Origin of the sequence: Haliea alexandrii (assembly GCF_003719295.1) — a bacterium.
GTDB classification, from domain to species: domain Bacteria; phylum Pseudomonadota; class Gammaproteobacteria; order Pseudomonadales; family Halieaceae; genus Haliea; species Haliea alexandrii.
Genome location: NZ_RFLW01000002.1, coordinates 166,689 through 188,094 on the forward strand (window position 1 = coordinate 166,689; position 21,406 = coordinate 188,094).

General features: G+C 62.6%; 20 protein-coding genes. 16 read left to right on the forward strand and 4 right to left on the reverse strand.

All coding sequences use genetic code 11. From position 1 onward, the window contains the following. Positions 1 to 47: 47 nt before the first annotated feature. The 11 genes from EGJ68_RS08975 (at position 48) to rpoS (ending at position 10,023) form a co-directional block, all read left to right on the forward strand. Positions 48 to 1,676 (forward strand): CTP synthase, encoded by a 1,629-nt coding sequence (locus EGJ68_RS08975; protein WP_123034237.1) that lies wholly within the window; start codon positions 48 to 50, stop codon positions 1,674 to 1,676. A 21-nt stretch (positions 1,677 to 1,697) separates the two neighbouring features. After that, positions 1,698 to 2,549, forward strand: coding sequence for a 3-deoxy-8-phosphooctulonate synthase (kdsA, locus tag EGJ68_RS08980; RefSeq protein ID WP_123034830.1), 852 nt, complete (start codon positions 1,698 to 1,700; stop codon positions 2,547 to 2,549). Positions 2,550 to 2,571: 22 nt separating this feature from the next. Next, positions 2,572 to 3,867 carry a phosphopyruvate hydratase gene (gene eno, locus EGJ68_RS08985; RefSeq protein WP_123034238.1) on the forward strand — a complete coding sequence of 432 codons (1,296 nt, stop codon included), beginning with the start codon at positions 2,572 to 2,574 and terminating at the stop codon, positions 3,865 to 3,867. A 1-nt stretch (position 3,868) separates the two neighbouring features. Further along, entirely contained in the window at positions 3,869 to 4,186 is a 318-nt protein-coding gene (locus EGJ68_RS08990; protein ID WP_123034239.1) for a septum formation initiator family protein, read from the forward strand. A 5-nt stretch (positions 4,187 to 4,191) separates the two neighbouring features. Continuing rightward, the gene (gene ispD, locus EGJ68_RS08995; protein WP_199227995.1) at positions 4,192 to 4,893 is read left to right on the forward strand and encodes a 2-C-methyl-D-erythritol 4-phosphate cytidylyltransferase; all 702 of its coding nucleotides are present in this window, start codon (positions 4,192 to 4,194) and stop codon (positions 4,891 to 4,893) included. Then, the gene (gene ispF, locus EGJ68_RS09000; protein ID WP_123034241.1) at positions 4,890 to 5,381 is read left to right on the forward strand and encodes a 2-C-methyl-D-erythritol 2,4-cyclodiphosphate synthase; all 492 of its coding nucleotides are present in this window, start codon (positions 4,890 to 4,892) and stop codon (positions 5,379 to 5,381) included. The genes ispD and ispF overlap by 4 nt, the downstream gene beginning before the upstream one ends. Further along, positions 5,378 to 6,433 (forward strand): tRNA pseudouridine(13) synthase TruD, encoded by a 1,056-nt coding sequence (gene truD / locus EGJ68_RS09005; protein WP_123034242.1) that lies wholly within the window; start codon positions 5,378 to 5,380, stop codon positions 6,431 to 6,433. Before ispF ends, truD begins: the two co-directional genes overlap by 4 nt. Beyond that, entirely contained in the window at positions 6,426 to 7,088 is a 663-nt protein-coding gene (locus EGJ68_RS09010; RefSeq protein WP_123034243.1) for a protein-L-isoaspartate(D-aspartate) O-methyltransferase, read from the forward strand. Before truD ends, EGJ68_RS09010 begins: the two co-directional genes overlap by 8 nt. Before the next feature lie 4 nt (positions 7,089 to 7,092). Further along, complete coding sequence (locus EGJ68_RS09015; protein WP_123034244.1) at positions 7,093 to 7,995, forward strand: DUF368 domain-containing protein; 903 nt, start codon at positions 7,093 to 7,095, stop codon at positions 7,993 to 7,995. A 4-nt stretch (positions 7,996 to 7,999) separates the two neighbouring features. Then, positions 8,000 to 8,884: a peptidoglycan DD-metalloendopeptidase family protein gene (locus tag EGJ68_RS09020; RefSeq protein ID WP_123034831.1), complete on the forward strand. Its 885-nt coding sequence runs from the start codon at positions 8,000 to 8,002 to the stop codon at positions 8,882 to 8,884. 101 nt (positions 8,885 to 8,985) lie between these two features. After that, the gene (rpoS, locus tag EGJ68_RS09025) at positions 8,986 to 10,023 is read left to right on the forward strand and encodes an RNA polymerase sigma factor RpoS (protein WP_269845663.1); all 1,038 of its coding nucleotides are present in this window, start codon (positions 8,986 to 8,988) and stop codon (positions 10,021 to 10,023) included. A gap of 4 nt (positions 10,024 to 10,027) precedes the next feature. On the opposite strand, the gene fdxA is transcribed toward rpoS, so the two are convergent. From fdxA to EGJ68_RS09040, 3 genes are all read right to left on the reverse strand, one after another. Then, entirely contained in the window at positions 10,028 to 10,351 is a 324-nt protein-coding gene (gene fdxA, locus EGJ68_RS09030; protein WP_027949204.1) for a ferredoxin FdxA, read from the reverse strand. Between the two features lie 84 nt (positions 10,352 to 10,435). Then, complete coding sequence (gene mutS, locus EGJ68_RS09035) at positions 10,436 to 12,991, reverse strand: DNA mismatch repair protein MutS (protein ID WP_233248746.1); 2,556 nt, start codon at positions 12,989 to 12,991, stop codon at positions 10,436 to 10,438. 77 nt (positions 12,992 to 13,068) lie between these two features. Then, positions 13,069 to 13,539, reverse strand: coding sequence for a YbjN domain-containing protein (locus tag EGJ68_RS09040; protein WP_123034245.1), 471 nt, complete (start codon positions 13,537 to 13,539; stop codon positions 13,069 to 13,071). An 84-nt stretch (positions 13,540 to 13,623) separates the two neighbouring features. Between EGJ68_RS09040 and EGJ68_RS09045 the strand changes: the two genes are divergently transcribed. From EGJ68_RS09045 to EGJ68_RS09065, 5 genes are all read left to right on the forward strand, one after another. After that, positions 13,624 to 15,096, forward strand: a complete 1,473-nt coding sequence (locus tag EGJ68_RS09045; protein ID WP_123034246.1) for a glutamate-cysteine ligase family protein — start codon at positions 13,624 to 13,626, stop codon at positions 15,094 to 15,096. Further along, positions 15,093 to 16,106, forward strand: a complete 1,014-nt coding sequence (locus EGJ68_RS09050) for a M14 family metallopeptidase (protein WP_233248747.1) — start codon at positions 15,093 to 15,095, stop codon at positions 16,104 to 16,106. The genes EGJ68_RS09045 and EGJ68_RS09050 overlap by 4 nt, the downstream gene beginning before the upstream one ends. Positions 16,107 to 16,295: 189 nt before the next feature. Beyond that, on the forward strand, positions 16,296 to 17,345 hold the full coding sequence (recA, locus tag EGJ68_RS09055; protein WP_123034248.1) for a recombinase RecA: 1,050 nt from the start codon (positions 16,296 to 16,298) through the stop codon (positions 17,343 to 17,345). 131 nt (positions 17,346 to 17,476) lie between these two features. Next, on the forward strand, positions 17,477 to 17,998 hold the full coding sequence (locus tag EGJ68_RS09060; RefSeq protein WP_233248748.1) for a regulatory protein RecX: 522 nt from the start codon (positions 17,477 to 17,479) through the stop codon (positions 17,996 to 17,998). An 8-nt stretch (positions 17,999 to 18,006) separates the two neighbouring features. Beyond that, positions 18,007 to 19,797 (forward strand): ABCB family ABC transporter ATP-binding protein/permease, encoded by a 1,791-nt coding sequence (locus EGJ68_RS09065; protein ID WP_123034249.1) that lies wholly within the window; start codon positions 18,007 to 18,009, stop codon positions 19,795 to 19,797. On the opposite strand, the gene EGJ68_RS09070 is transcribed toward EGJ68_RS09065, so the two are convergent. Beyond that, on the reverse strand, positions 19,791 to 21,326 hold the full coding sequence (locus EGJ68_RS09070; RefSeq protein WP_123034250.1) for an AbgT family transporter: 1,536 nt from the start codon (positions 21,324 to 21,326) through the stop codon (positions 19,791 to 19,793). The two genes, EGJ68_RS09065 and EGJ68_RS09070, sit on opposite strands and share 7 nt — an antisense overlap. Between the last annotated feature and the right edge of the window lie 80 nt (positions 21,327 to 21,406).

The following is a 21,406-nucleotide window of genomic DNA, read 5'->3' on the forward strand; positions in this document are numbered from 1 at the left end:
TGCAGGCCCCGTGATGCCCTTGTTCACAGCGTACAGATAGGCTTTGCATGACGCGTTATGTCTTCGTCACCGGTGGTGTGGTTTCTTCCTTGGGCAAAGGGATTGCAGCGGCATCCCTCGCGGCGGTGCTCGAGGCACGCGGCATCAAGGTCACCCTGCTGAAGCTCGACCCCTACATCAATGTTGACCCTGGCACCATGAGCCCGTTCCAGCACGGTGAAGTCTTTGTGACCGAAGACGGCGCCGAGACTGACCTGGACCTGGGTCACTACGAGCGTTTCACCCGCGCGACCATGAAGCGCACGAATAACTTCACCACCGGACGGGTCTACAACACCGTGTTGAAGAAAGAGCGCCGCGGTGACTATCTCGGTGGCACCGTGCAGGTCATTCCGCACATCACCGATGAAATCAAGCGCCGGGTGATCCTGGGTGCGGGCGATGCGGATGTCGCTATCGTCGAGATTGGCGGTACGGTGGGCGACATCGAGAGCCTGCCGTTCCTGGAGGCGGCGCGGCAGCTTCGCGTGGAAGTGGGTTCCAGCCGGGCACTGTTGATGCACCTGACGCTGGTGCCGTATATCGCCACCGCAGGGGAAATCAAGACCAAGCCCACCCAGCACTCGGTCAAGGAACTGCGCTCCATCGGCCTGCAGCCGGATATCCTGCTCTGTCGCTGCGCCGTGCCCATCGAGGAGAGCGCCTGCAAAAAGATCTCCCTGTTTACCAACGTGGAGGAGCGGGCGGTTATTCCATTGCTCGACGCCGATTCCATCTACCGTATTCCCGGCATGCTGCACGCCTACGGCCTCGACGAGTTTGTGGTTGAGCGCTTCAACCTCGACTGCCCGCCGGCAGACCTCGCCGAGTGGGACGACGTGTTGCGCCGCGAGTTCAGCGACACCTGTGGCACCGTGCGCATCGCCATGGTCGGCAAGTACATGGATCTGCTGGACGCCTACAAGTCGCTGAACGAAGCGCTCAAGCACGCTGGCCTGCAGACCCTGGCGGAGGTCAAAATCGACTACATCGATGCCGAGGATATCGAGCGCCACGGCACCTCTGTGCTGGCGGGTGCCGATGCCATTCTGGTGCCGGGCGGTTTCGGTGACCGGGGTGTTGAGGGCAAGATTACTGCCGTGCGCTACGCCCGCGAGAACAAGGTGCCCTTCCTGGGTATTTGCCTCGGTATGCACGTTGCGCTGATTGAATACGCCCGCAACGTGATGGGGCTGGAAGGTGCCAACTCTACCGAAATGCAGGCCGCAACGCCGCACCCGATTGTCGCCCTGATTACCGAGTGGCAAAACGCCGATGGGTCTACGCAGCAGCGCGATGCCAGCTCCGACCTCGGTGGTACCATGCGCCTGGGTGCCCAGACCTGCTACCTGGAAGCCGGCTCCCAGGTGCGCGCCATCTACGGCGAAGACAGCGTGGTAGAGCGACATCGTCACCGCTATGAAATCAACAACAATTACGTGGAGCAGCTCACGGCTGCCGGCGTGCGCGTGGGCGGCTGGTCTGCTGATCACGCCCTGGTCGAGATGATCGAACTGCCCGATCATCCCTGGTTTATCGCCTGCCAGTTTCACCCGGAATTCACCTCCCGGCCGCGTGGCGGGCACCCGCTGTTTACCAGCTATATCGAGGCCGCGCTGGCGCATGCCCGCGGCTGATTGGGCGGCGGGGCCAAGGCGATGACTGCACGCGTAGAGCAACTCGGCGCCATCACCATAGGCAATCGCGAGCCGTTCGTGCTTTTCGGTGGCGTGAATGTGCTCGAAAGTCGGGACTTCGCCCTGCGCGTGGCGGAACACTACGTCGACGTCTGCGCGCGCCTGTCGATCCCGCTGGTGTTCAAGGCCTCCTACGACAAGGCCAATCGCTCCTCGATTCATTCCTTTCGCGGCCCCGGGTTGGAAGAGGGGCTGGCGATTCTGGCGGCGGTGAAAGCGGAGTTCGGCGTGCCGCTGATCACGGACGTGCACGCCCCGGAGCAGGCCGCGGCGGCGGCAGAGGTCTGCGACATCATCCAGCTGCCGGCTTTCCTCGCTCGCCAGACCGACCTGGTGGCGGCAATGGCGGCCACCGGTGCCATGATCAACATCAAGAAGCCCCAGTTCCTGAGCCCGTCGCAGATGGCGAATGTGGTTGAGAAGTTTGTGGAATGCGGCAACGAACGCCTGCTGATCTGCGAGCGCGGCAGCAATTTCGGCTACGACAACCTGGTGGTCGACATGCTGGGTTTTGGCGTCATGAAGCAGACCTGCAACGACCGCCCGTTGATTTTCGACGTCACCCACGCGCTGCAGTGTCGGGACCCGTCGGGTGCCGCCTCCGGTGGACGCCGTGCACAGGTGCTGGAATTGGCCCGCTCGGGCATGGCCCTGGGCCTCGCGGGGCTCTTTCTGGAAGCCCACCCGGATCCGGCACGCGCGCTGTGCGACGGTCCCAGCGCGCTCGCGCTGCACCAGCTGGAGCCGTTCCTGGCGCAGGTGCAGGCCGTGGACAGCCTGGTCAAGCAACTGCCGACCCTCACCATCGATTGAACAGCCATCTGGAGTTGACGCAATGAGCAAGATCGCCAATGTACAGGCCTTTGAGGTCATGGATTCCCGGGGCAACCCGACCGTCATGGCCGAGGTCACCCTGGACAGCGGTGAGGTGGGCTCCGCCTGCGCCCCGTCCGGTGCCTCTACGGGCTCGCGCGAGGCCCTGGAACTGCGCGATGGCGACAGTAACCGCTACCTGGGTAAAGGCGTGTTGACCGCCGTTGGCCACGTCAACAAGGACATTCGTGCGCTGCTGCTGGGCATGGACCCGGGCCGCCAGCGGGATATCGATACCACGATGATCGACGCCGATGGCACCGAGAACAAGGGGCATTTCGGCGCCAACGCCATTCTCGCCGTATCACTGGCCACGGCCAAGGCGGCGGCACAGGCGCGCAAGCTGCCCTTGTACCAGCACATTGCCGAACTTAACGGCAGTGAGGCACTCAGTATGCCGGTGCCAATGATGAACATCCTCAACGGTGGCGAGCACGCCGACAACAACGTCGACATCCAGGAGTTCATGGTGCAGCCGGTGGCGGCGCCGACATTCGCCGAGGCTTTGCGCGCAGGTGCCGAAATTTTTCATGCGCTGAAGAAGGTGCTGTCCCAGCGCGGCCTGAGCACAGCGGTGGGTGATGAGGGCGGGTTTGCACCCAACCTGCCCTCCAACGAAGCGGCGCTGGAAGTGATCGCCGAGGCCGTGGCCAATGCGGGCTATCGTCTGGGCAGCGACATCACGCTGGCACTGGACTGCGCGGCCTCCGAGTTCTACCGCGACGGCGTGTACGACCTCGCGGGAGAAGGCAAGCGCTTCAGCAGTGCAGAGTTCACTGACTACCTCGCTGACCTCGCTGGCGCGCACCCAATTGTGTCGATAGAAGACGGCTTGGACGAGTCGGACTGGGATGGCTGGAAAATGCTCACGGACAAGATCGGTGACCGCGTGCAGCTGGTTGGCGACGATTTGTTCGTGACCAACACGCGCATTCTCAAGCGCGGCATTGATACCGGTGTGGCCAACTCTATCCTGATCAAATTCAACCAGATCGGCAGCCTGTCGGAGACCCTGGACGCCATTGCCATGGCACGCAAGGCCGGTTATACCGCAGTGATTTCCCACCGCTCCGGGGAAACCGAGGACACGACCATTGCCGACCTGGCGGTTGCGACCGCCGCCGGGCAGATCAAGACCGGTTCATTGTGCCGTTCCGATCGCGTAGCGAAATACAACCGCCTGCTGCGCATTGAAGCGGAGCTGGGTACGCGTGCCGCCTACCGCGGGCTCGCCGAAATCGCCGGCCGGCGCGGGTGATATGAAGTACCTGCTGGCCGGTATGCTGTTTTTGCTGGTCGCGTTGCAGTACCGGCTGTGGTTCGCCGAGGGCAGCCTGGCCGAAAAGCATCGTTTGCAGCAGCAGGTGCAGCGCGAGGAAGCCATCAACCGTGAGCTGCGCGCCCGCAACGCCGTTCTGGAGCGGGAAGTACTGGACCTGCAAACGGGCAATGACGGGCTCGAACAGCGCGCACGCGAGCAGCTCGGGCTGGTGCGCGAAGGTGAAGTCTTCTACCAGGTGGTGCCTAGTGACGGTGGCGGGCAAACACAGGCACCGCGCGCCGAGCCACAGGAGTGAGCGAGATGGCCCGGTGTTGGGGGGTCATTCCTGCCGCGGGCGCCGGAGTGCGCATGGGGCATGCCCAGCCCAAACAGCATTTATTGCTAGGTGGCAAAACGCTGCTGCGGCGCAGCCTGGAGGCCTTGCTTCGGCTCCCGGGCATGCAGGGGGTGGTGGTTGCGTTCGCCGCTGACGATCCGCGTGCGGCAGACTACCGCGATACAGACGCACGGATTCAGGTCGTGCAGGGCGGTGCCCAGCGCGCCGACTCCGTGCTGGCTGCGCTGCACTATCTGCAAAAAATTGCATATGATGATGATTGGGTGCTGGTACACGATGCGGCGCGCCCTTGCCTCGCCGCTTCGGATGGCGAGCGGCTGGTGACGCAGGTCCTGGCGAAAGGCTGCGGCGGGCTGCTGGCCGAGCCGGTGATCGACACACTCAAGCGCGTCGATGCCGATGGCTACGTGCAGGCGACTGTGGATCGCCGCGGACTGTGGCGGGCCCAGACGCCGCAAATGTTTGCACTGGGCCAGCTGCACAGCGTGCTGGCGGCTGCCCTGGCAGCCGGTGTCGAGATCACCGATGAGGCGTCCGCGATGGAGTGGGGCGGTCATCCCGTCCTGCTGGTGCCGGGGTCCCCGTCCAACTTCAAGGTGACAGTCCCGGGGGATCTTGAGCTGGCCGCATTCTATCTGGGTATCGACCGCGAGGGGCAGGCATGAACAGCTTACGCATCGGGCATGGTTATGATGTTCATCGCTTCGGCCCGGGCAGCGCCGTGGTGCTCGGCGGAGTAAGCATTGCGCACACACAGGGACTGGTGGCCCACTCGGATGGCGATGTGCTGATCCACGCGCTGTGTGATGCCCTGCTCGGCGCGATCGGGGCCGGAGATATCGGTCGTCATTTTCCCGACAGCGACCCCGCCTTTGCCGCCATAGACAGCCGGATTCTGCTGCGTCGCGTGGTTGAACAGGTGCACGCCCGGGGCTGGCAACTGGTGAACCTTGACGCCACTTTGATTGCGGAGGCGCCACGCATGGCGGCGCATGTTGGCGCCATGCAGGGTAATTTGGCTGAGGATTTGCAGGTAGAGGTGGGGCAAGTCAACGTCAAGGCCACCACCACGGAAAAACTCGGCTTCACTGGTCGCGCTGAGGGTATTGCCGCACATGCGGTGGTGCTCTTGCAGGGTGCCGCCGACGCATGATGCCTGAACTGAGCCGGGTAGGTCCGATCGCGCAGGCGCACGCGCTGATTCGCTGCAATCCCGAGGACTTTCTGGTTGACGAGCAACTGGGCTTCGCGCCTGACGGGGAGGGCGAGCACGTATTTCTGCACATCGAGAAACGCGGTTTGACCACGCCGGACCTGGTTGAGCGGGTGTCATCGCTTGCCGGCATACACCCGCGCGATATCGGTTACAGCGGCCTGAAAGATCGTCACGCCGTTACCCGGCAGTGGATCAGCGTGCGTATGGCGGGCAAGGCCGAGCCCGACTGGCAGCGCCTGCAGGTGCCCGGTGAAGTTGTCGTGCTGAATTGCTGCCGTCATTTGCGCAAGCTCAAGCGCGGCGTGCATCGCGGCAATGCGTTCACACTCCATTTGCGTGCGCTGCAGGGCGACAAGTCGGGTTTGCTGAGTGCGCTGGAGCGCATACGCGATCGCGGCGTGCCGAACTATTTTGGCGAGCAGCGTTTCGGGCGCGGCGGCGCCACCCTGCTGCAGGCGCGCGCCTGGGTGCAGCGCGGGGCGCGCAAGCTGAGCCACAGTAAACGCGGCCTGTTTCTATCTGCCTTGCGCAGTGAACTGTTCAATCGCCTGCTGGCGGAGCGGGTTCAGGCGGACACTTGGGCCTGTCTGCGCGAGGGGGACGTCTGCCTGTTGCAGGGCAGCCGCAGCCTGTTTCCCTGCACCGAGCTGGACGACGCGTTGCAGCAACGCGCGGTGGACGGCGATGTGCATCCGGGTTTGCCGCTCTGGGGCAGTGGCGCCAGCCTGCAGAGCCCCTCCCTGGTGGCTGTACAGAAGTCAGTGCTGTCTTCCGAGGCAGCGGTGTGCGAGTTTCTGGAACGCGCCGGCCTGACGCTGTCGTATCGTGCAGCGCGGCTGTTGCCGGATGACTTTTCCTGGCGCTTTTGTGATGATGAGTCGCTGGTTCTGACATTCAGCCTGCCGCCTGGCAGCTATGCGACCGCCGTGTTGGCGGAACTACTGGATTACAGGGAAGGATATCGAGAGCGTGAGGGGCGCAGTGAATAACGTCGATCTCAAGGGTATCGGGATGACCTCGCAGCGCACGCGCGAGCGACTGGTGCGACGCCTCGCAGAGCAGGGTGTGCAGGATGAACGCGTGCTTGACGTGATGCGGCGCACGCCCCGACACCTGTTTCTGGATGAGGCGATGGCGCATCGGGCCTATGAGGACACCGCCCTGCCCATCGGTTTTCAGCAGACCCTGTCCCAGCCTTATATTGTGGCCCGTATGACCGAGTTGCTGCTGGAGCAGGGGCCGCGCAGTCGCGTGCTGGAGATCGGCACCGGGTCCGGCTACCAGACGGCGGTGCTGGCGCAGCTGGTGGAAGAAGTCTGGAGTATTGAGCGCATCAAGCCCCTGCTGGACAAGGCGCGTGCCCGGCTGCGCCAGTTAAAGCTGCGCAATGTGCGCTTCAGCCATGCAGACGGTGGACTGGGCTGGGTTGAGGGCGCTCCGTTTGATGGCATCATCAGCACCGCAGCCCCTGAAACCATCCCAGAGGACCTGCTTCTGCAGCTGGCACCTGGCGGCTGCCTGGTCATCCCCGTCGGCACCTCCCTGCAGAACCTGCAGGTGATCACCCGCACCAGCGAGGGTTACGATACGCGCCTGGTGGAAGCGGTGCGCTTTGTGCCGCTGCGTTCCGGCACGGTCAAGTAGCGCCATGACTCCGGTCGGTGTTTTTCTCCGCGGGGTCCTGATGGGGGCGGCGGATATCGTCCCCGGCGTCTCCGGCGGGACCATGGCCTTCATTACCGGTATCTACGATCGGCTGCTGGGCAGCATTCGGGCCTTCGACCTGCAGTTCCTGCGCTCGCTCTCCCGCGGTGAGGTGCGCCGTGCGTGGGAGCATGTCGACGGTGCATTCCTGCTCACGCTGGGAGCGGGTATTGCCACCAGCATTCTGTCTCTGGCGCAGATGATCGCCTGGTTGTTGGACGCCTATCCTGTTCCCCTCTGGGCGTTTTTCTTCGGCCTCATTCTGGCCTCGGCGCTGGTTCTGCTGCGTCAGGTGCCGCAGTGGACCACAGCCCGGTGCGCCTGCCTGGCCGCGGGGCTTGCAATCGCCGCGGCGATTGCCCTGAGCCCCGTAGTGGCGTTGCCGGCAGGGCTTCCGGCGGTCTTCATTGCCGGCTTCATTGCCATTTGCGCCATGATCCTGCCCGGTATTTCCGGCAGTTTCATCCTCATACTGCTGGGCATGTACGCTACGGTGCTGCACGCCGTGAAAAACTTCGAACTGTCTGTGATGCTGGTGTTTGCTGTTGGCGCCGCCCTTGGTCTGATGTGTTTTTCGCGCGTGTTGCACTGGTTGCTGCGCCGCTACCACGCGGCCACCATGGCGCTGTTGACCGGTTTTCTGTTTGGTTCGTTGCTTGTGGTGTGGCCGTGGAAACACCCGCTGGATTGGGTTCTGGGGAGTGATGGGGTGCCCCGGCCAGCACAGCAGGTTCCGGTGTTGCCATGGAATTTCGCCAACGAGCCCTGGCTGGTCATGTGCCTGTTGCTCATGGTCGCTGGCTTCGCTGTGGTGTGGTTGATAGAGAGGCGCTGGGGTGGGCGGTGACAGAGTGCCGCTCATAAACCGCGCTGTGTCGCGTGTGGTACGAGGCCCGGCCGTTGTACTGTTATTGGGCGGTATTTTATGGCTGACCGGCTGCGGTAGTGGCGGCCGGGCGCCTATCGAAGACCGGCATTCTCCTGCTGCGGTTGGCGGCGTCGCCTCGGAGCGTTACGTGGTGCGCCGCGGTGATACGCTCTACGCCATCGCCTTTCGCTTCGGTATGGATTTCCGCAGTGTCGCCGCCGTCAACGGCATTGCGTCCCCCTACACCATATATCCCGGCCAGAATCTGGTTATCCGCCCGGGCAGCGACGTGGCAGCGAGTCCACCGCGGTCTGCGCCTGACACCCGCAGCACTCGCTCAGTCCCGGTCGCGGCGGCTCCGGTACGCACGCCTCCTGCCCCCGCGCCTGTTACACAGCCGCCTGCAGCCCCCGCAATCAGCGCGCCGGCGGCGGCGCGCAGCGTCGACCCGGCTCCCCCGTTAGCGGCGGCACGCACGGCGCCGGCAGCGCGACTGCGACCGGTCAGCGCCTGGCGCTGGCCCTCGGAGGGCCCGGTCACCCGCCGCTACTCTGCAACGGTGCACAAGGGCATTGATATTGGTGGCCGCAGGGGTGACCCGGTGGTGGCGGTAGCCGCCGGGGATGTGGTTTACGCCGGCACGGGTATTGTCGGCTTCGGCGAGTTGTTGATTATCAAACACGACGACGTCTACCTCAGTGCCTACGGCCACAACGACCGTTTGCTGGTGGTCGAGGGCGCGCGCGTAGACGCCGGGCAACAGATAGCGGAGAAGGGCAGCACGGGAACGGATGTCGTGAAACTGCACTTCGAAATCCGCAAGGAAGGCAAGCCCATCGACCCAATCCAGCTTCTGCCGCGTCGCTAAACGGCCAACCCCGGTGTCTTGTAATGAATTGTAAGCATGGGGTAACCTGATCAGCCGGCGACAAAAAGCTCACCTGAGCGCAGGTGGGACAGAGGTGTGGCATGGAAGTCGAGATAACAAAAACAGGCCAGCGAGTTGTTACCCACTCAGTCCGCGAGGCGGACGAGCCGACTTACGCGGTGGATACAGAAGACGCGGACAGCGAAGCCCACGAGGGCCTGGCCCCGGATGATGCGGGCGATGACTCCGGTGAAAGCGATGACACTGCCGCATTTGATCGCGCGCGCGCCGCCCGGGCGGGCGAAAAGTCGCTGGATGCCACCCAGCTCTACCTGAACGAGATCGGGTTTTCGCCCCTGCTCACTGCCGATGAAGAGAAATATTTTGCGCGGCTGGCGTTAAAGGGCGACGAAGCCGCGCGCCGCCGCATGATTGAGAGCAACCTGCGTCTGGTGGTAAAAATTTCACGCCGCTACATCAACCGCGGGCTCACACTGCTGGACCTGATTGAAGAAGGTAACCTGGGCCTGATCCGGGCGGTAGAGAAGTTCGATCCCGAACGCGGCTTCCGTTTCTCAACCTACGCGACCTGGTGGATTCGGCAGACGATTGAACGTGGAATCATGAACCAGACACGGACCATTAGGCTGCCTATCCACGTGGTCAAGGAACTCAACGTCTACCTGCGTGCGGCGCGGGAACTCACCCAAAAACTCGACCATGAGCCCACCGCAGAGGAAATCGCGCAGATGCTTGATCGCCCGGCGGGTGACGTCAAGCGCATGTTGGGCCTGAATGAACGCGTGACTTCCATCGACGTGCCAGTGAGTGCGGATTCGGACCGGGCGGTGCTGGAGACCATTGCAGACGCCAATGAGAATGACCCTTCACAGCTGCTGCAGGAGGACGATATCCGTGACAGTATCAGCCAGTGGCTGGACCAACTCTCGGAAAAGCAGCGCGAAGTGGTTACGCGGCGCTTTGGTCTGCGCGGCCACGAGAGCAGCACGCTGGAAGAAGTGGGGCGGGAAATAGGCCTGACGCGAGAGCGGGTCAGGCAGATTCAGGTGGAAGCCCTGCGTCGCCTGCGCCAGATTATGGAAACCCAGGGCCTGAGCAGCGACGCGTTGTTCCGTTGAGTGTCTAGCGCTCCAGAAGGGCCAGCTTGTTCGGTTTGTTCGCCCATTCTTCGGCGTCCGCAGGGGGGGCTTTCATTTCCGTGATGTTCGGCCAGATCTCCGCCAGTTCAGCGTTGAGTTCAAGGAACACCTGCTGATCTTCGGGTAGCTCATCTTCCGAGTAGATGGCATCTACCGGGCATTCCGGCTCGCACAGGGCGCAGTCAATGCATTCATCAGGGTGAATGACGAGGAAATTGGGTCCCTCGTAGAAGCAGTCGACCGGGCACACTTCCACGCAGTCTGTGTGCTTGCACTTGATACACTGTTCGCCAACAACAAAAGTCATGCCAGTAATGCCTCGTTTGTCAGGGGCGCCTCTGCCCGGCGGGCACCCGTACGGGGCGCAAGTTTACCCGCTGCGGGGGGAGTTTTAAAGGGTTCCGCGCAATTCATAGATCAGCTGTAGTGCCTCGCGCGGGGTGAGGGCATCGGGGTCTATCGTTTCCAGCCGGGTGAGGGCCGGGTGGGGCTCAGCACTGGCAAACAGCTCGGCCTGAGTGGGCGCCGGCAGCGGATCGGGGCGTCCGGGGCCCCGTTCCAGCGCCTGCAGTTTCTCGCGCGCGGCGCGCAGCACGCTGTCGGGAATGCCAGCCAGCTTTGCCACCTGTAAACCGAAACTGCGATTTGCCGGCCCCTCCTGGATATTGTGCAGGAACACCACGTGGTCTTCGTGTTCGGTCGCGTCCAGATGCACGTTGGCCATGCTCGGGCACTGCTCCGGCAGCGCGGTGAGTTCAAAGTAATGGGTGGCAAACAGCGTGAAGGCCCGTACGTTGCGCGCCAGTTGCACCGCGGCGGCCCAGGCCAGGCTGAGTCCGTCGAAGGTGCTGGTGCCGCGGCCTACCTCGTCCATCAGCACGAGACTGCGCTCGGTCGCATTGTGCAGAATGTTGGCCGTTTCGGTCATCTCCACCATGAAGGTCGAGCGCCCGCTGGCGAGGTCGTCCGATGAGCCGATGCGGGTAAAGATACGGTCCATGGGCGACAGTCGTACGCGATTGGCGGGGACGAAACTGCCAACGTGCGCCAGCAGTGCAATCAGCGCGTTCTGGCGCATATAGGTCGATTTACCGCCCATGTTCGGCCCGGTAATCAGCAGCATCCGCCGATGGTCGTTGAGCAGGGTATCGTTGGCGATAAAGGGGTCGTCCAGTACCTGCTCCACGACCAAATGGCGTCCCGCCTCTACCTCGAAGACCTGTTCTTCGGTGAATTCCGGCTGGCACAGGCGCAAGCGCTCGGCGCGCTCCGCCAGGGTAGCGAGCACATCAAGCTCGGCCACGGCGGAAGCACTGTCTTGCAGCGCCGCCAGTTGCTCGTTGAGTGTCTCGATAAGCGCTTCATAAAGGGCCTTTTCCCTCGCCAGCGCCCGGCTGCGTGCTGAGAGCGCCTTGTCCTCGAAGGTCTTGAGCTCCGGGGTGATGAAGCGCTCAGCGTTTTTCAGGGTCTGGCGGCGCTGGTAGCTGTCCGGCGCGCGCGCGGACTGGGCCCGGCTGATTTCAATAAAATAGCCGTGCACGCGGTTGTAGCCAACCTTCAGGGTGCTGATTCCCGTGGCTGTGCGTTCCCGGGCCTCAATTTCCAGTAGATAATCGCCCGCGTTGCTACTGATCCGGCGCAGTTCATCCAGCTCCTCATCGTAGCCCGTGGCAATCACACCGCCTTCGCGAATGACCACGGGCGGGTTCTCACATACGGCCTGCTGCAGCAATTGGCACAGATCGGGATATTCCCCCGCCTGTGCGGAGAGTGTGGCCAGCCGTTCGGCCTGGCAGGCGTGCAGCGCTTCGCGCAGGGCTGGCAGAGCTGCGAGGGAACTGCGCAGGCGCGTCAGGTCGCGGGGGCGTGCGGAACGCAGTGCCACCCGGCTGAGTATGCGCTCCATATCGCCGATCGGTTTCAGGGCGGCGCGCACCGGTTCATGCTGGTAATCGGCACAGAGTGCGGCAACGGCCGCCTGGCGCTGCCCCAGCACAGTGGTATCGGTGAGCGGGCGATGCAGCCAGCGGCGCAGGAGCCGGCTGCCCATAGCGGTTACGCACTGGTCCATCACCGAGAACAGGGTGTGCGTGTCGCCGCCGGCCAGGTTGCGGTCGATTTCCAGGTTACGGCGGGTGGCGGCATCCAGAATCACACTCTCGGCGCGGTTTTCGTGCGCGATGCTGCGTATATGCGGCAGGTTGCTGCGCTGGGTATCCTTGACGTATTGCAGCAGGCAGCCGGCCGCGCCTACTGCCAGGCCCAGCCCGTCGCAGCCGAAGCCCTGCAGGTCGTGTGTCTGGAACTGCAGGTTCAGGGCGCGGCGCGCGCTGTCCTGCTCGAACTCCCAGGCCGGTTGTGCGCGCGCACCGCGGCGGGCGCTGAGCAGGGGCAGGCCGATGCTGTCCTGGTAAAGCACTTCCGCCGGATTGAGTCGCTGCAACTCACTGGCCAGTGCTTCATCCCCGTCAACTTCCAGTACGCGGAAGCGCCCGCTGGCCAGGTCCAGCCAGGCGAGGCCGAATTGGCTGCGATGCTGCGCGATTGCCAGCAGCAGATTGTCGCTGCGCTCTTCGAGCAGGGCCTCGTCACTCAGTGTGCCCGGCGTTACCACCCGCACCACCTGGCGCTCCACCGGGCCCTTGCTGGTGGCCGGGTCGCCGATCTGCTCGCAGATGGCCACCGAGACACCGGCCTTCACCAGCCGTGCCAGATAGCCCTCGGCGGCATGATAGGGCACTCCGGCCATGGGGATGGGCTCGCCGTTGGACTTGCCGCGGGCGGTAAGAGTGATGTCCAGCAATTCTGCTGCCCGCTTGGCGTCGTCAAAGAACAGCTCGTAGAAGTCGCCCATGCGATAGAACACCAGGTCTCGCGGATGCTGCGCCTTGATTTTCAGGTACTGCTGCATCATGGGGGTGTGCGCTGGGGCTGTGTCGCTGGTCATCGTGTGCGTGGTGCCTGTTCGGTGGATGGTTTGGCTTTGGCGTCGCCCAGATACTGCCACGTTTGCGAGGCTGGCGTTCAGTGCACCACAGAGCGCGGGCGTTGCCGGGTCGCGCCGTCTTCGGAGAAGAGATAGTCCAGACGCAGGCATTCTTCTGCCAGCTGCAGCATCGCCTGTATGGTCATGGCCACGAAGTGGTTGAACTGGGTCTCGGTGATACCGGCGTTGCCGGGAAAGATGGCGGCTGCCACCAGCTGTGGCGTGGCATCGTCCACGATATCCAGAAACAGCTTGAGCAGCGGGTATTCCATGTTCAGGCGGCCGAGGTCTGCCGTGAGTGCCAGCAGCGCCATGGGGCGAATTTCCAGCTCGGTGGTAAACAGTAAGCCGAAGCTTTCCGGAATGAGCCGGCTATCGAGCACCCCTTCCTGTGAGCGGATTTCACTGATATGCAGGTTGTCGCAGTGTTCGCACAGGTAGTTCTGTACCGCGCCGGCGTTCAGCCAGCGCTCAAGCAGTGCGCGGTCCGGAGTAACGGGAGCGGACATGGGTAATCCAGTGGCTAGAGTGAATCGCCGATTTTACGTCATGCCCGGACTATCCTCCACCGGCTTCTGTGCTATAACGACGCCATGGGCACCGATATCCATCAAGTGCAGTTTGACGCCGCCGATTATCACCGCTTCAGCCAACAGCTGGAAGCGAATCTGCAGCGCCTGGAAACACGGCTGGCCACGCCCGGTTTCGGTGCCGGGCCGGCATCTTTGGGTGCCGAGCTGGAGCTCTATGTCGTGGACCCTTCCGGTCGTCCGGCGCATCTCAATCAGGAGCTGCAGGCGGCCGCGGATGATGAGCAGCTGACGCTGGAGCTCAACCGCTACAACCTGGAGTACAACCTGACGCCGGTTGCCCTCGCGGCCAACCCTTTTCTGACGCTTGAAGAGGAAATATGCCGCAAGCTTGGCGCGTTGCGGGCACTGGCGGCGCAGCAGGCTGCGCAGATTGTGCCCATCGGTATCCTGCCCACCCTGCGGCGGGATGACTTCGGCCCGGCCTGTATGACGCCCAAAAGGCGTTTTGCCGCATTGGTGGCACAGCTGATTGCCCGTCGTGGGCGGCACTTCACTGTCAATATCAACGGCCTGCATCCACTGCAGCTCGCCATGGACGACATCACCCTGGAGGGGGCCAACACGTCCTTCCAGGTGCATTACCGGGTGGCTCCCGAGCGGTTTGCCGATGTGTTCAATGCGATTCAGGCAGTCACACCGCTGGCCCTCGCGGTGGCGGGCAATTCGCCCACACTGTTCGGGCACAGCCTGTGGCAGGAAACCCGCATCCCGCTGTTCAAGCAATCCATCGACACCCGTCTGCCAGACCGCTACAGCTGGAAAGAACCCGCGCGGGTGAATTTCGGCCAGGGCTGGGTGCGACGCGACGCACTGGAACTGTTTGCCGAAGCGGTGCGTCTGTACCAGCCACTGCTGCCCGTGTGTACAGAAGAGGTGAATGGCCCCGCGGCTGATGAGTTGCGCGCCCTGCAGCTTCACCAGAGCACGGTGTGGCTGTGGAATCGCCCGGTCTACGATGCAGCCGCCGGCGGCCACCTGCGCATCGAAATGCGCGCCCTGCCGGCGGGGCCGACCGCGGTCGACATGGTCGCCAACGCCGCCTTCCTGATTGGCATGGCGGAGGGCCTGCAACCGGGCTTGCAGCACTGGCTACCCGCGCTGCCTTTTCCGATTGCGGAACACAATTTCTACCGCGCCGCGCAGGAGGGACTGTCTGCACGACTGGTGTGGCCGCGCCCGCAGCAGACCGTGTGTGAGGAACAGCCCGCAGCGGCTCTGGTCGCCGCCATGTTGCCGGTGGCACGACGCGGGCTGGAAGCTATAGGCATTGCCGCGACCGAGTCTGATCGTTATCTCGGTATTATCGAGCAGCGCCTGGCCAGTGGGCAGACAGGCGCGCGCTGGCAGCTGTCGCGCCTGGGGCAGGCACGGCCGGGGGCACAACGCCCCGATTTCGACCAGCTGCGTGACATGCTCGATGCCTACCGCCTGCGCAGTGAAAGCAATACGCCAGTGGCGGAGTGGACGCCGTGAGGCGGGTGAGGTTTCTGCGCAATCCACTGGCCACTGACGTTGGCGCCAGCATCGAGGACTTTCTGCAGTTCCTCGGCGGGCCCGCAAGCATCTTTCTCGATGGCGTCGATACCAGCCGCACCCGGGTTCTGGTGACCCTGTTGCACGGCAATGAACCCTCCGGATTGATGGCGCTGTTCCGCTGGCTCAAGTCGGGTCGACAGCCCGCAGTCAATTGTGTGTGTATTGTTGGTGCGGTGGAGGCGGCCTTGCGCGCGCCGTTATTCACGCATCGCATGCTGCCCGGTGCGCGTGATCTGAATCGCTGCTTCAAGCCGCCCTTCGACGGTGCCGAAGGCCTGCTGGCAGAGGAAATACTGGAAATTCTCCGGGTACATCACCCCGAGGCGGTTGTCGATATGCACAATACCTCTGGCAGTGGCCCCGCCTTTGGTGTGTGCACGCACCTCGACCGCGAGCACGACGCGCTGGTCGCGCTGTTTACCGAACGCATGATCGTAACGCGGCTGAATCTCGGTGCGTTGATGGAGATCAGTGAGCACAGTTATCCCACTGTCACCGTCGAGGTGGGCGGACGGCTTGATGATAGCGCGCACGACCTGGCCTGGTCTGGCCTGTGTCGCTATTTTGAGAGTGAACGGGTATTGGCTGGTGACGCACCGGTATGGGATCTGGAGGTCCTCTGCGACCCCGTGCGACTGCATCTGAATCCCGGCCTGCCATTGGCTTATGGCGAGGCCCCGGACCCCGTTGCGGCGGTGACGCTGCGGCAGGATCTCGAGCACTTCAACTTCGCCACAGTGGGCCCGGAGGAACACCTGGGCTGGGCGCACGGTGAGTTGCGCAGCCTGTTCTGGGCGCAGGACGCCGGGGGACGATGTGTGCTTTCCCGGCTGCTGCGGGTCGAAGATGGCCGCCTCTATCCCGCCACTCGCATGACGCTGTTCATGATCACCACCAATGCGACCATTGCGCGCAATGATTGCCTGTTCTACACGGCGCCGGTGTAAAGGGGCTTGCGGCACTCACAGGACCTGTAGCCTTACTAGGCACATCCAGCGACGAGGGGCGGATTTGGTGGTTCAGAAGGCTTGCATTTCCTCTGCAATACACTGAGTATATATACAGTACTCGGGTCAAAGCGGTTGGCCCGTATCAACTCCCGCCGTACAGGCACTCAATGACAGGAGCCGTCGATTATGGACGCCAACAAGCAGAAAGCACTGGATGCAGCCCTCAGCCAAATCGAACGCCAGTTCGGCAAGGGCACGGTGATGCGTATGGGCGACACCGAGCGCGTGGCTATCCCCGCCATTTCCACCGGCTCCCTGGGCCTGGATATCGCGCTCGGCATTGGGGGTCTGCCGAAAGGGCGTATTTGTGAAATCTACGGCCCGGAGTCTTCGGGTAAAACCACGCTCACCCTGCAGGTGATCGCAGAATCACAGAAAGCGGGTGGCACGGCGGCCTTTATCGATGCGGAACACGCGCTGGACCCCAGCTACGCCGAGAAGCTTGGGGTACGCGTGGACGACCTCATTCTGTCGCAGCCGGATACCGGCGAACAGGCATTGGAGGTCGCCGAAATGCTGGTGCGCTCCGGTGCTGTGGACGTACTGGTGATCGACTCGGTGGCTGCATTGACCCCCAAGGCCGAAATCGAAGGTGAAATGGGAGATTCCCATGTCGGTTTGCAGGCGCGGCTGCTGAGCCAGGCCATGCGCAAACTCACGGGCGCCATCAAGCACAGCAATTGCCTGGTGATTTTCATCAACCAGATTCGCATGAAAATCGGCGTTATGTTCGGCAACCCGGAAACCACGACCGGCGGCAACGCGCTGAAGTTCTATTCGTCGGTGCGCCTGGATATCCGCCGCATTGGCGCGGTAAAGGAGGGTGATGAGGTGGTCGGCAACGAGACCCGAGTCAAGGTGGTGAAAAACAAAGTGTCACCCCCTTTCAAACAGGCCGAGTTCCAGATCATGTACGGCAAGGGCATTTATCACATGGGCGAGGTGATCGACTGGGGGGTAAAACTCAACCTGGTCGACAAGTCCGGCGCCTGGTATGCCTATAAGGGTGACAAGATCGGCCAGGGTAAAGCCAACGCGGCACGGTACCTTGAAGAAAACATGGCCATTGCGAACGAAATCGAGGCTGAAATCCGCCGCCAGACCATGGCCGCGGCAACACCGCCGCCCAAGAATGCCGCGGCGGCTGTTGAAGCCGATGGGCCCGACGACGCCTAGTGCGCCCGCCCGGGCTCAACGTGCCCGGGCCTCTTTTCAGGTGTCGGGTTCCACTCACCCCCACTCTCGCGTGCCCGACACCTCTTTTATTCTGCATCACTTCGTGTGTGGCACGCGGTATCATGGCGCCTATGTCTGATCGTTCAAATTCACCGGCAACGGTAAACGAGGTGCGTGTCGCCGCGATGGACCTTCTGGCGCGACGCGAGCATGCACGCGGTGAGCTGCAAACCAAGCTACAGCGTCGCTTTGCCGATGTTGAGCTGATAGCGGGTGTGCTGGATGACCTGGCGGCCGAAAACCTGCAGAGTGACGCCCGCTACGCCGAGAGTCTGTTACGTCAGCGTCTGGATCGCGGGTACGGGCCCGTGCGTATTCAACAGGAGATGCGCGAGCGCGGCGTGGACCCCGTGCGTGTTGCCGCTGCGCTGGAAGCGGTTGCACCCAATTGGCGGGCCGCGGCGGAGCAGGTGTACGCGCGCAAGTTTGACCCGGTACCCGAGAGCCCAGCTGAAGCGCCCGATGACCCTGTATCCTGGCAGGCCCGCCGCGCAGAACAACAGCAGCGGCTCAAGGAAAAAGCCCGCCGCATGCGCTTCATGCAGTATCGCGGATTCCTGCCGGAGCATTTTCGGCATCTGCTTGAGGACTGATTACCCACATGCGCCCCACGACTGACGCTGAGCCCGGCCAGGTACTCGACTGGTCAATTCTACCGCGGCTCTGGCCCTATTTACGCGACCATCGGCGTCGCATCGCGCTGGCGATGCTGTGTTTGCTGTTGGCCAAAGGTGCCATGCTGGTCATCCCCTTCATCATGAAACACATGGTGGATGGACTGAACCTCGAATCCGGTGTGCAGCTTGCCGCGCAGGTTGCCATTGGCCTGGTAGCAGCTTACGGCCTCGCACGTTTCTCCAGCGTTCTCTTCGCGGAATTGCGCGACACGCTGTTCGGGCGGGTCACGGAGCGCGCCATGCGTTCTCTGGGTTTGACGGTGTTCCGCCACGTCCACCAGCTGGATCTCAGTTTTCACCTGGAGCGACGCACCGGCGGGCTCGCTCGGGACATTGAGCGCGGCACCAGCGGTGTCAGTTTTCTGCTGCGCTTTATGGTGTTCAATATTGTACCCACGCTGTTTGAGATTGCCGTCGTGGTCAGTGTATTCCTGTTCAATTACGGGGCCAGTTATGCTGCGGTGACCTTGGTGTCGGTGATCGCCTATGGCTGGTTTTCCTTTGGCGCAACGGAATGGCGCACCCGCTTTGTACGCGAGATGAACGAAGCCGATTCGGCCTCCAACACCCGTGCGGTCGACAGTCTACTGAATTTTGAAACCGTGAAGTATTTCGGCAACGAACGTTTCGAGGCACAGCGCTATGATGAAGATCTGGCGCGTTGGGAGCAGGCGCGCCGGCGCAACCGGCTGTCCCTGTTCGGGCTCAACGGTGGCCAGGCACTGATCATCGCACTGGCGCAAACCAGTATCATCGGCCTGGCGGTCTTTCAGGTGCGCAGCGGGCGGCTCACCCTCGGCGACTTCGTGCTGATCAGCCAGTACATGATCCAGTTGTTTCTGCCGTTGGGGTTTCTCGGTTTTGTCTACCGGGAAATGAAGGGTGCCATGGCCAATATCGAGCGCCTGTTTGGCTTGCTGGATGTGCGCCCGGCGCTGGTGGACCTGCCAGACGCTCCGCAGCTGGTGGTCCGCGGTGGCGCCATCCGCTTTGAACAGGTCGCTTTCCGTTACCAGACTACGCGAAGCATTCTCGACGCTGTCAGTTTTGAGGTTCCAGCAGGCAAAAAGGTCGCCGTGGTCGGTGCCAGCGGCGCCGGCAAGTCCACGCTGGTGAAGCTGCTGTTTCGTTTCTACGACCCGAGTGCCGGGCGTATCCTTATCGATGGTCAGGACATCGCCGGGGTAACCCGTGAGTCGCTGCGCAAGGCGATAGGCATTGTGCCGCAGGATACCGTGTTGTTTAACGATACCCTGCTCGAGAACCTGCGTTATGGCAAGCCCGATGCGAGTGACGCAGAGGTCGCCGAGGCTGTCCGCATGGCCCATCTCGACGCCTTTATTGCGCAGCTGCCCGACGGCTGGGAAACCCGCGTGGGTGAACGCGGACTCAAGCTCTCTGGCGGTGAAAAGCAGCGTGTGTCGATTGCGCGCACCATCCTCAAGCGGCCACCGATTCTGGTGTTTGATGAAGCCACGTCCAGTTTGGACAGTCGCTCAGAGCAGGCGATTCTGACAGCCCTGCGCGAGATAGCCCTGCACCATACCAGCCTGGTGATTGCCCACCGGCTCTCCACGGTTGTCGATGCCGACAGTATTCTGGTGCTGGACCAGGGCAGGATTGTAGAGCAGGGTAGTCACCGTGACTTGCTCGGCAGGGGCGGGCGTTACGCCGCGCTCTGGGCGGCACAACAGGAACAGCAGGCCGCTCAGTAGGTGTAGCTGGATTGCAAGCCCAGAGGCAGGCCCAGCGCCCAGTAGCCCAGCAGAAACAGGGTCCACAGAATAATGAAAGTGATGGAGTAGGGCAGCATCAGCGCGGTGACCGTGCCGATGCCTGCGCTGCGTATGTAGCGTTGGCAATACACTACGACCAGGGGGAAATAGGGCATCAGCGGTGTGATGATGTTGGTGGTGGAGTCCCCTATGCGGTAAGCGGCCTGGGTGAGGTCGGGAGAGGCGCCGAGCTTCATCAGCATGGGCACCAGAATGGGGGCCAGCAGTGCCCATTTGGCCGAGGCCGAACCGACGAAAAGGTTGAGAAAGCCCGTTAGCAGAACGATTCCGGAAATGGTCAGGGCGCCGGGCAGGCCCAGTGCCTGCAGCCCTTGCGCCCCTTTTACTGCCAGCAGTATACCCAGATTCGAGGCACCGAAGGCATAGATGAACTGCGCAATGAAGAACATGATGACCAGGTAATAGCCCATGGTCTGCATGGTTTTGGTCATACCTTCGATTACGTCCCGGCTGCTCGTCACCGTGCCGGCGCTGATCCCATAAACGATGGCCGGCAGCAGGAACAGCAGAAAGATCAACGGCACGATGGAGGCCATGAGCGGCGCACCGTTCTCGGTCAAGTAGCCGCCGGGGCCGCGCCAGGCCGAATCTTCAGGTACTGCACTCAAGAACAGCAGGATCACAGCGGCGAGCATGCTCCACAGGGCGAGTCGCAGCGCGCGGCGCTCCGTCGCACTGAGCGGCTGCATCCCGGTTTCGTCGGCGACGTGGGCGTCGATGGGCGTGTGGTGGAGGCGCGGCTCAACAAAACGGTCCGTCACCAACCACCCGACCAGCACAATAAGCAGCGAGGATGCGGAGGTGAAAAAGTAGTTGTTCAGCGGGTTGAGGATTACGCTCGGGTCGATGATCTGTGCTGCCGATTGCGAGATACCCTGCAACATCGGGTCGACCGAAGAGGGCACGAAGTTGGCGGAGTATCCTCCGGATACACCGGCGAATGCCGCGGCAATGCCCGCCAGGGGGTGGCGCCCGGCGGCGTGAAAAATGATGCCGCCCAGCGGTATGACCAGCACATAGCCGGCGTCTGCGGCGGTGTGGCTGACGATGCCCACAACAATGACCATGGGGGTCAGCAGCCAACGCGCGGTGACACCGAGCATGGCGCGCAAGGTGGAGTTGATGAATCCGGTGTGTTCCGCGACACCAATACCCATCATGGCCACGAGCACAACACCAATGGGGTGAAAGTGGGCAAAGGTGGTGACCATGTCCGACAGGAACTGGGTCATGGCGGTGGCGGAGAACTGGTTTACCACGCGCAGCGCTTCGCCACTGCGCGGATCAACCAAGTCGTATTCGAAACGGGAAAACAGCAGCGACAGTGCCCAGGTAAGGAACAGCAGGGCAATGAACAGCACCGCAGGATCGGGCAAACGGTTGCCTACACGCTCAATGCCGGCGAGCAGCCGCTGGGTGCGTGTGGCGGGGTGAGCTGGCTGGTTCATGCGCGTGACGGCTCCGGAAAACTGCAGTGTAATTCGCGCGCCAGCTGGACACAAACTACCTGCCCGTCGCCCGGGCGCCG

What these genes read in the sequence shown, in the direction of transcription:
- recA (WP_123034248.1), top strand. Translation starts at nt 16,296, where the DNA reads ATGGACGCCAACAAGCAGAAAGCACTGGATGCAGCCCTCAGCCAAATC.
- EGJ68_RS09060 (WP_233248748.1), top strand. Translation starts at nt 17,477, where the DNA reads ATGTCTGATCGTTCAAATTCACCGGCAACGGTAAACGAGGTGCGTGTC.
- EGJ68_RS09045 (WP_123034246.1), top strand. Translation starts at nt 13,624, where the DNA reads ATGGGCACCGATATCCATCAAGTGCAGTTTGACGCCGCCGATTATCAC.
- EGJ68_RS09065 (WP_123034249.1), top strand. Translation starts at nt 18,007, where the DNA reads ATGCGCCCCACGACTGACGCTGAGCCCGGCCAGGTACTCGACTGGTCA.
- ispD (WP_199227995.1), top strand. Translation starts at nt 4,192, where the DNA reads ATGGCCCGGTGTTGGGGGGTCATTCCTGCCGCGGGCGCCGGAGTGCGC.
- kdsA (WP_123034830.1), top strand. Translation starts at nt 1,698, where the DNA reads ATGACTGCACGCGTAGAGCAACTCGGCGCCATCACCATAGGCAATCGC.
- EGJ68_RS09040 (WP_123034245.1), bottom strand. Translation starts at nt 13,539, where the DNA reads ATGTCCGCTCCCGTTACTCCGGACCGCGCACTGCTTGAGCGCTGGCTG.
- rpoS (WP_269845663.1), top strand. Translation starts at nt 8,986, where the DNA reads ATGGAAGTCGAGATAACAAAAACAGGCCAGCGAGTTGTTACCCACTCA.
- EGJ68_RS09015 (WP_123034244.1), top strand. Translation starts at nt 7,093, where the DNA reads ATGACTCCGGTCGGTGTTTTTCTCCGCGGGGTCCTGATGGGGGCGGCG.
- EGJ68_RS09070 (WP_123034250.1), bottom strand. Translation starts at nt 21,326, where the DNA reads ATGAACCAGCCAGCTCACCCCGCCACACGCACCCAGCGGCTGCTCGCC.
- fdxA (WP_027949204.1), bottom strand. Translation starts at nt 10,351, where the DNA reads ATGACTTTTGTTGTTGGCGAACAGTGTATCAAGTGCAAGCACACAGAC.
- EGJ68_RS08975 (WP_123034237.1), top strand. Translation starts at nt 48, where the DNA reads ATGACGCGTTATGTCTTCGTCACCGGTGGTGTGGTTTCTTCCTTGGGC.
- truD (WP_123034242.1), top strand. Translation starts at nt 5,378, where the DNA reads ATGATGCCTGAACTGAGCCGGGTAGGTCCGATCGCGCAGGCGCACGCG.
- EGJ68_RS08990 (WP_123034239.1), top strand. Translation starts at nt 3,869, where the DNA reads ATGAAGTACCTGCTGGCCGGTATGCTGTTTTTGCTGGTCGCGTTGCAG.
- eno (WP_123034238.1), top strand. Translation starts at nt 2,572, where the DNA reads ATGAGCAAGATCGCCAATGTACAGGCCTTTGAGGTCATGGATTCCCGG.
- ispF (WP_123034241.1), top strand. Translation starts at nt 4,890, where the DNA reads ATGAACAGCTTACGCATCGGGCATGGTTATGATGTTCATCGCTTCGGC.
- mutS (WP_233248746.1), bottom strand. Translation starts at nt 12,991, where the DNA reads ATGACCAGCGACACAGCCCCAGCGCACACCCCCATGATGCAGCAGTAC.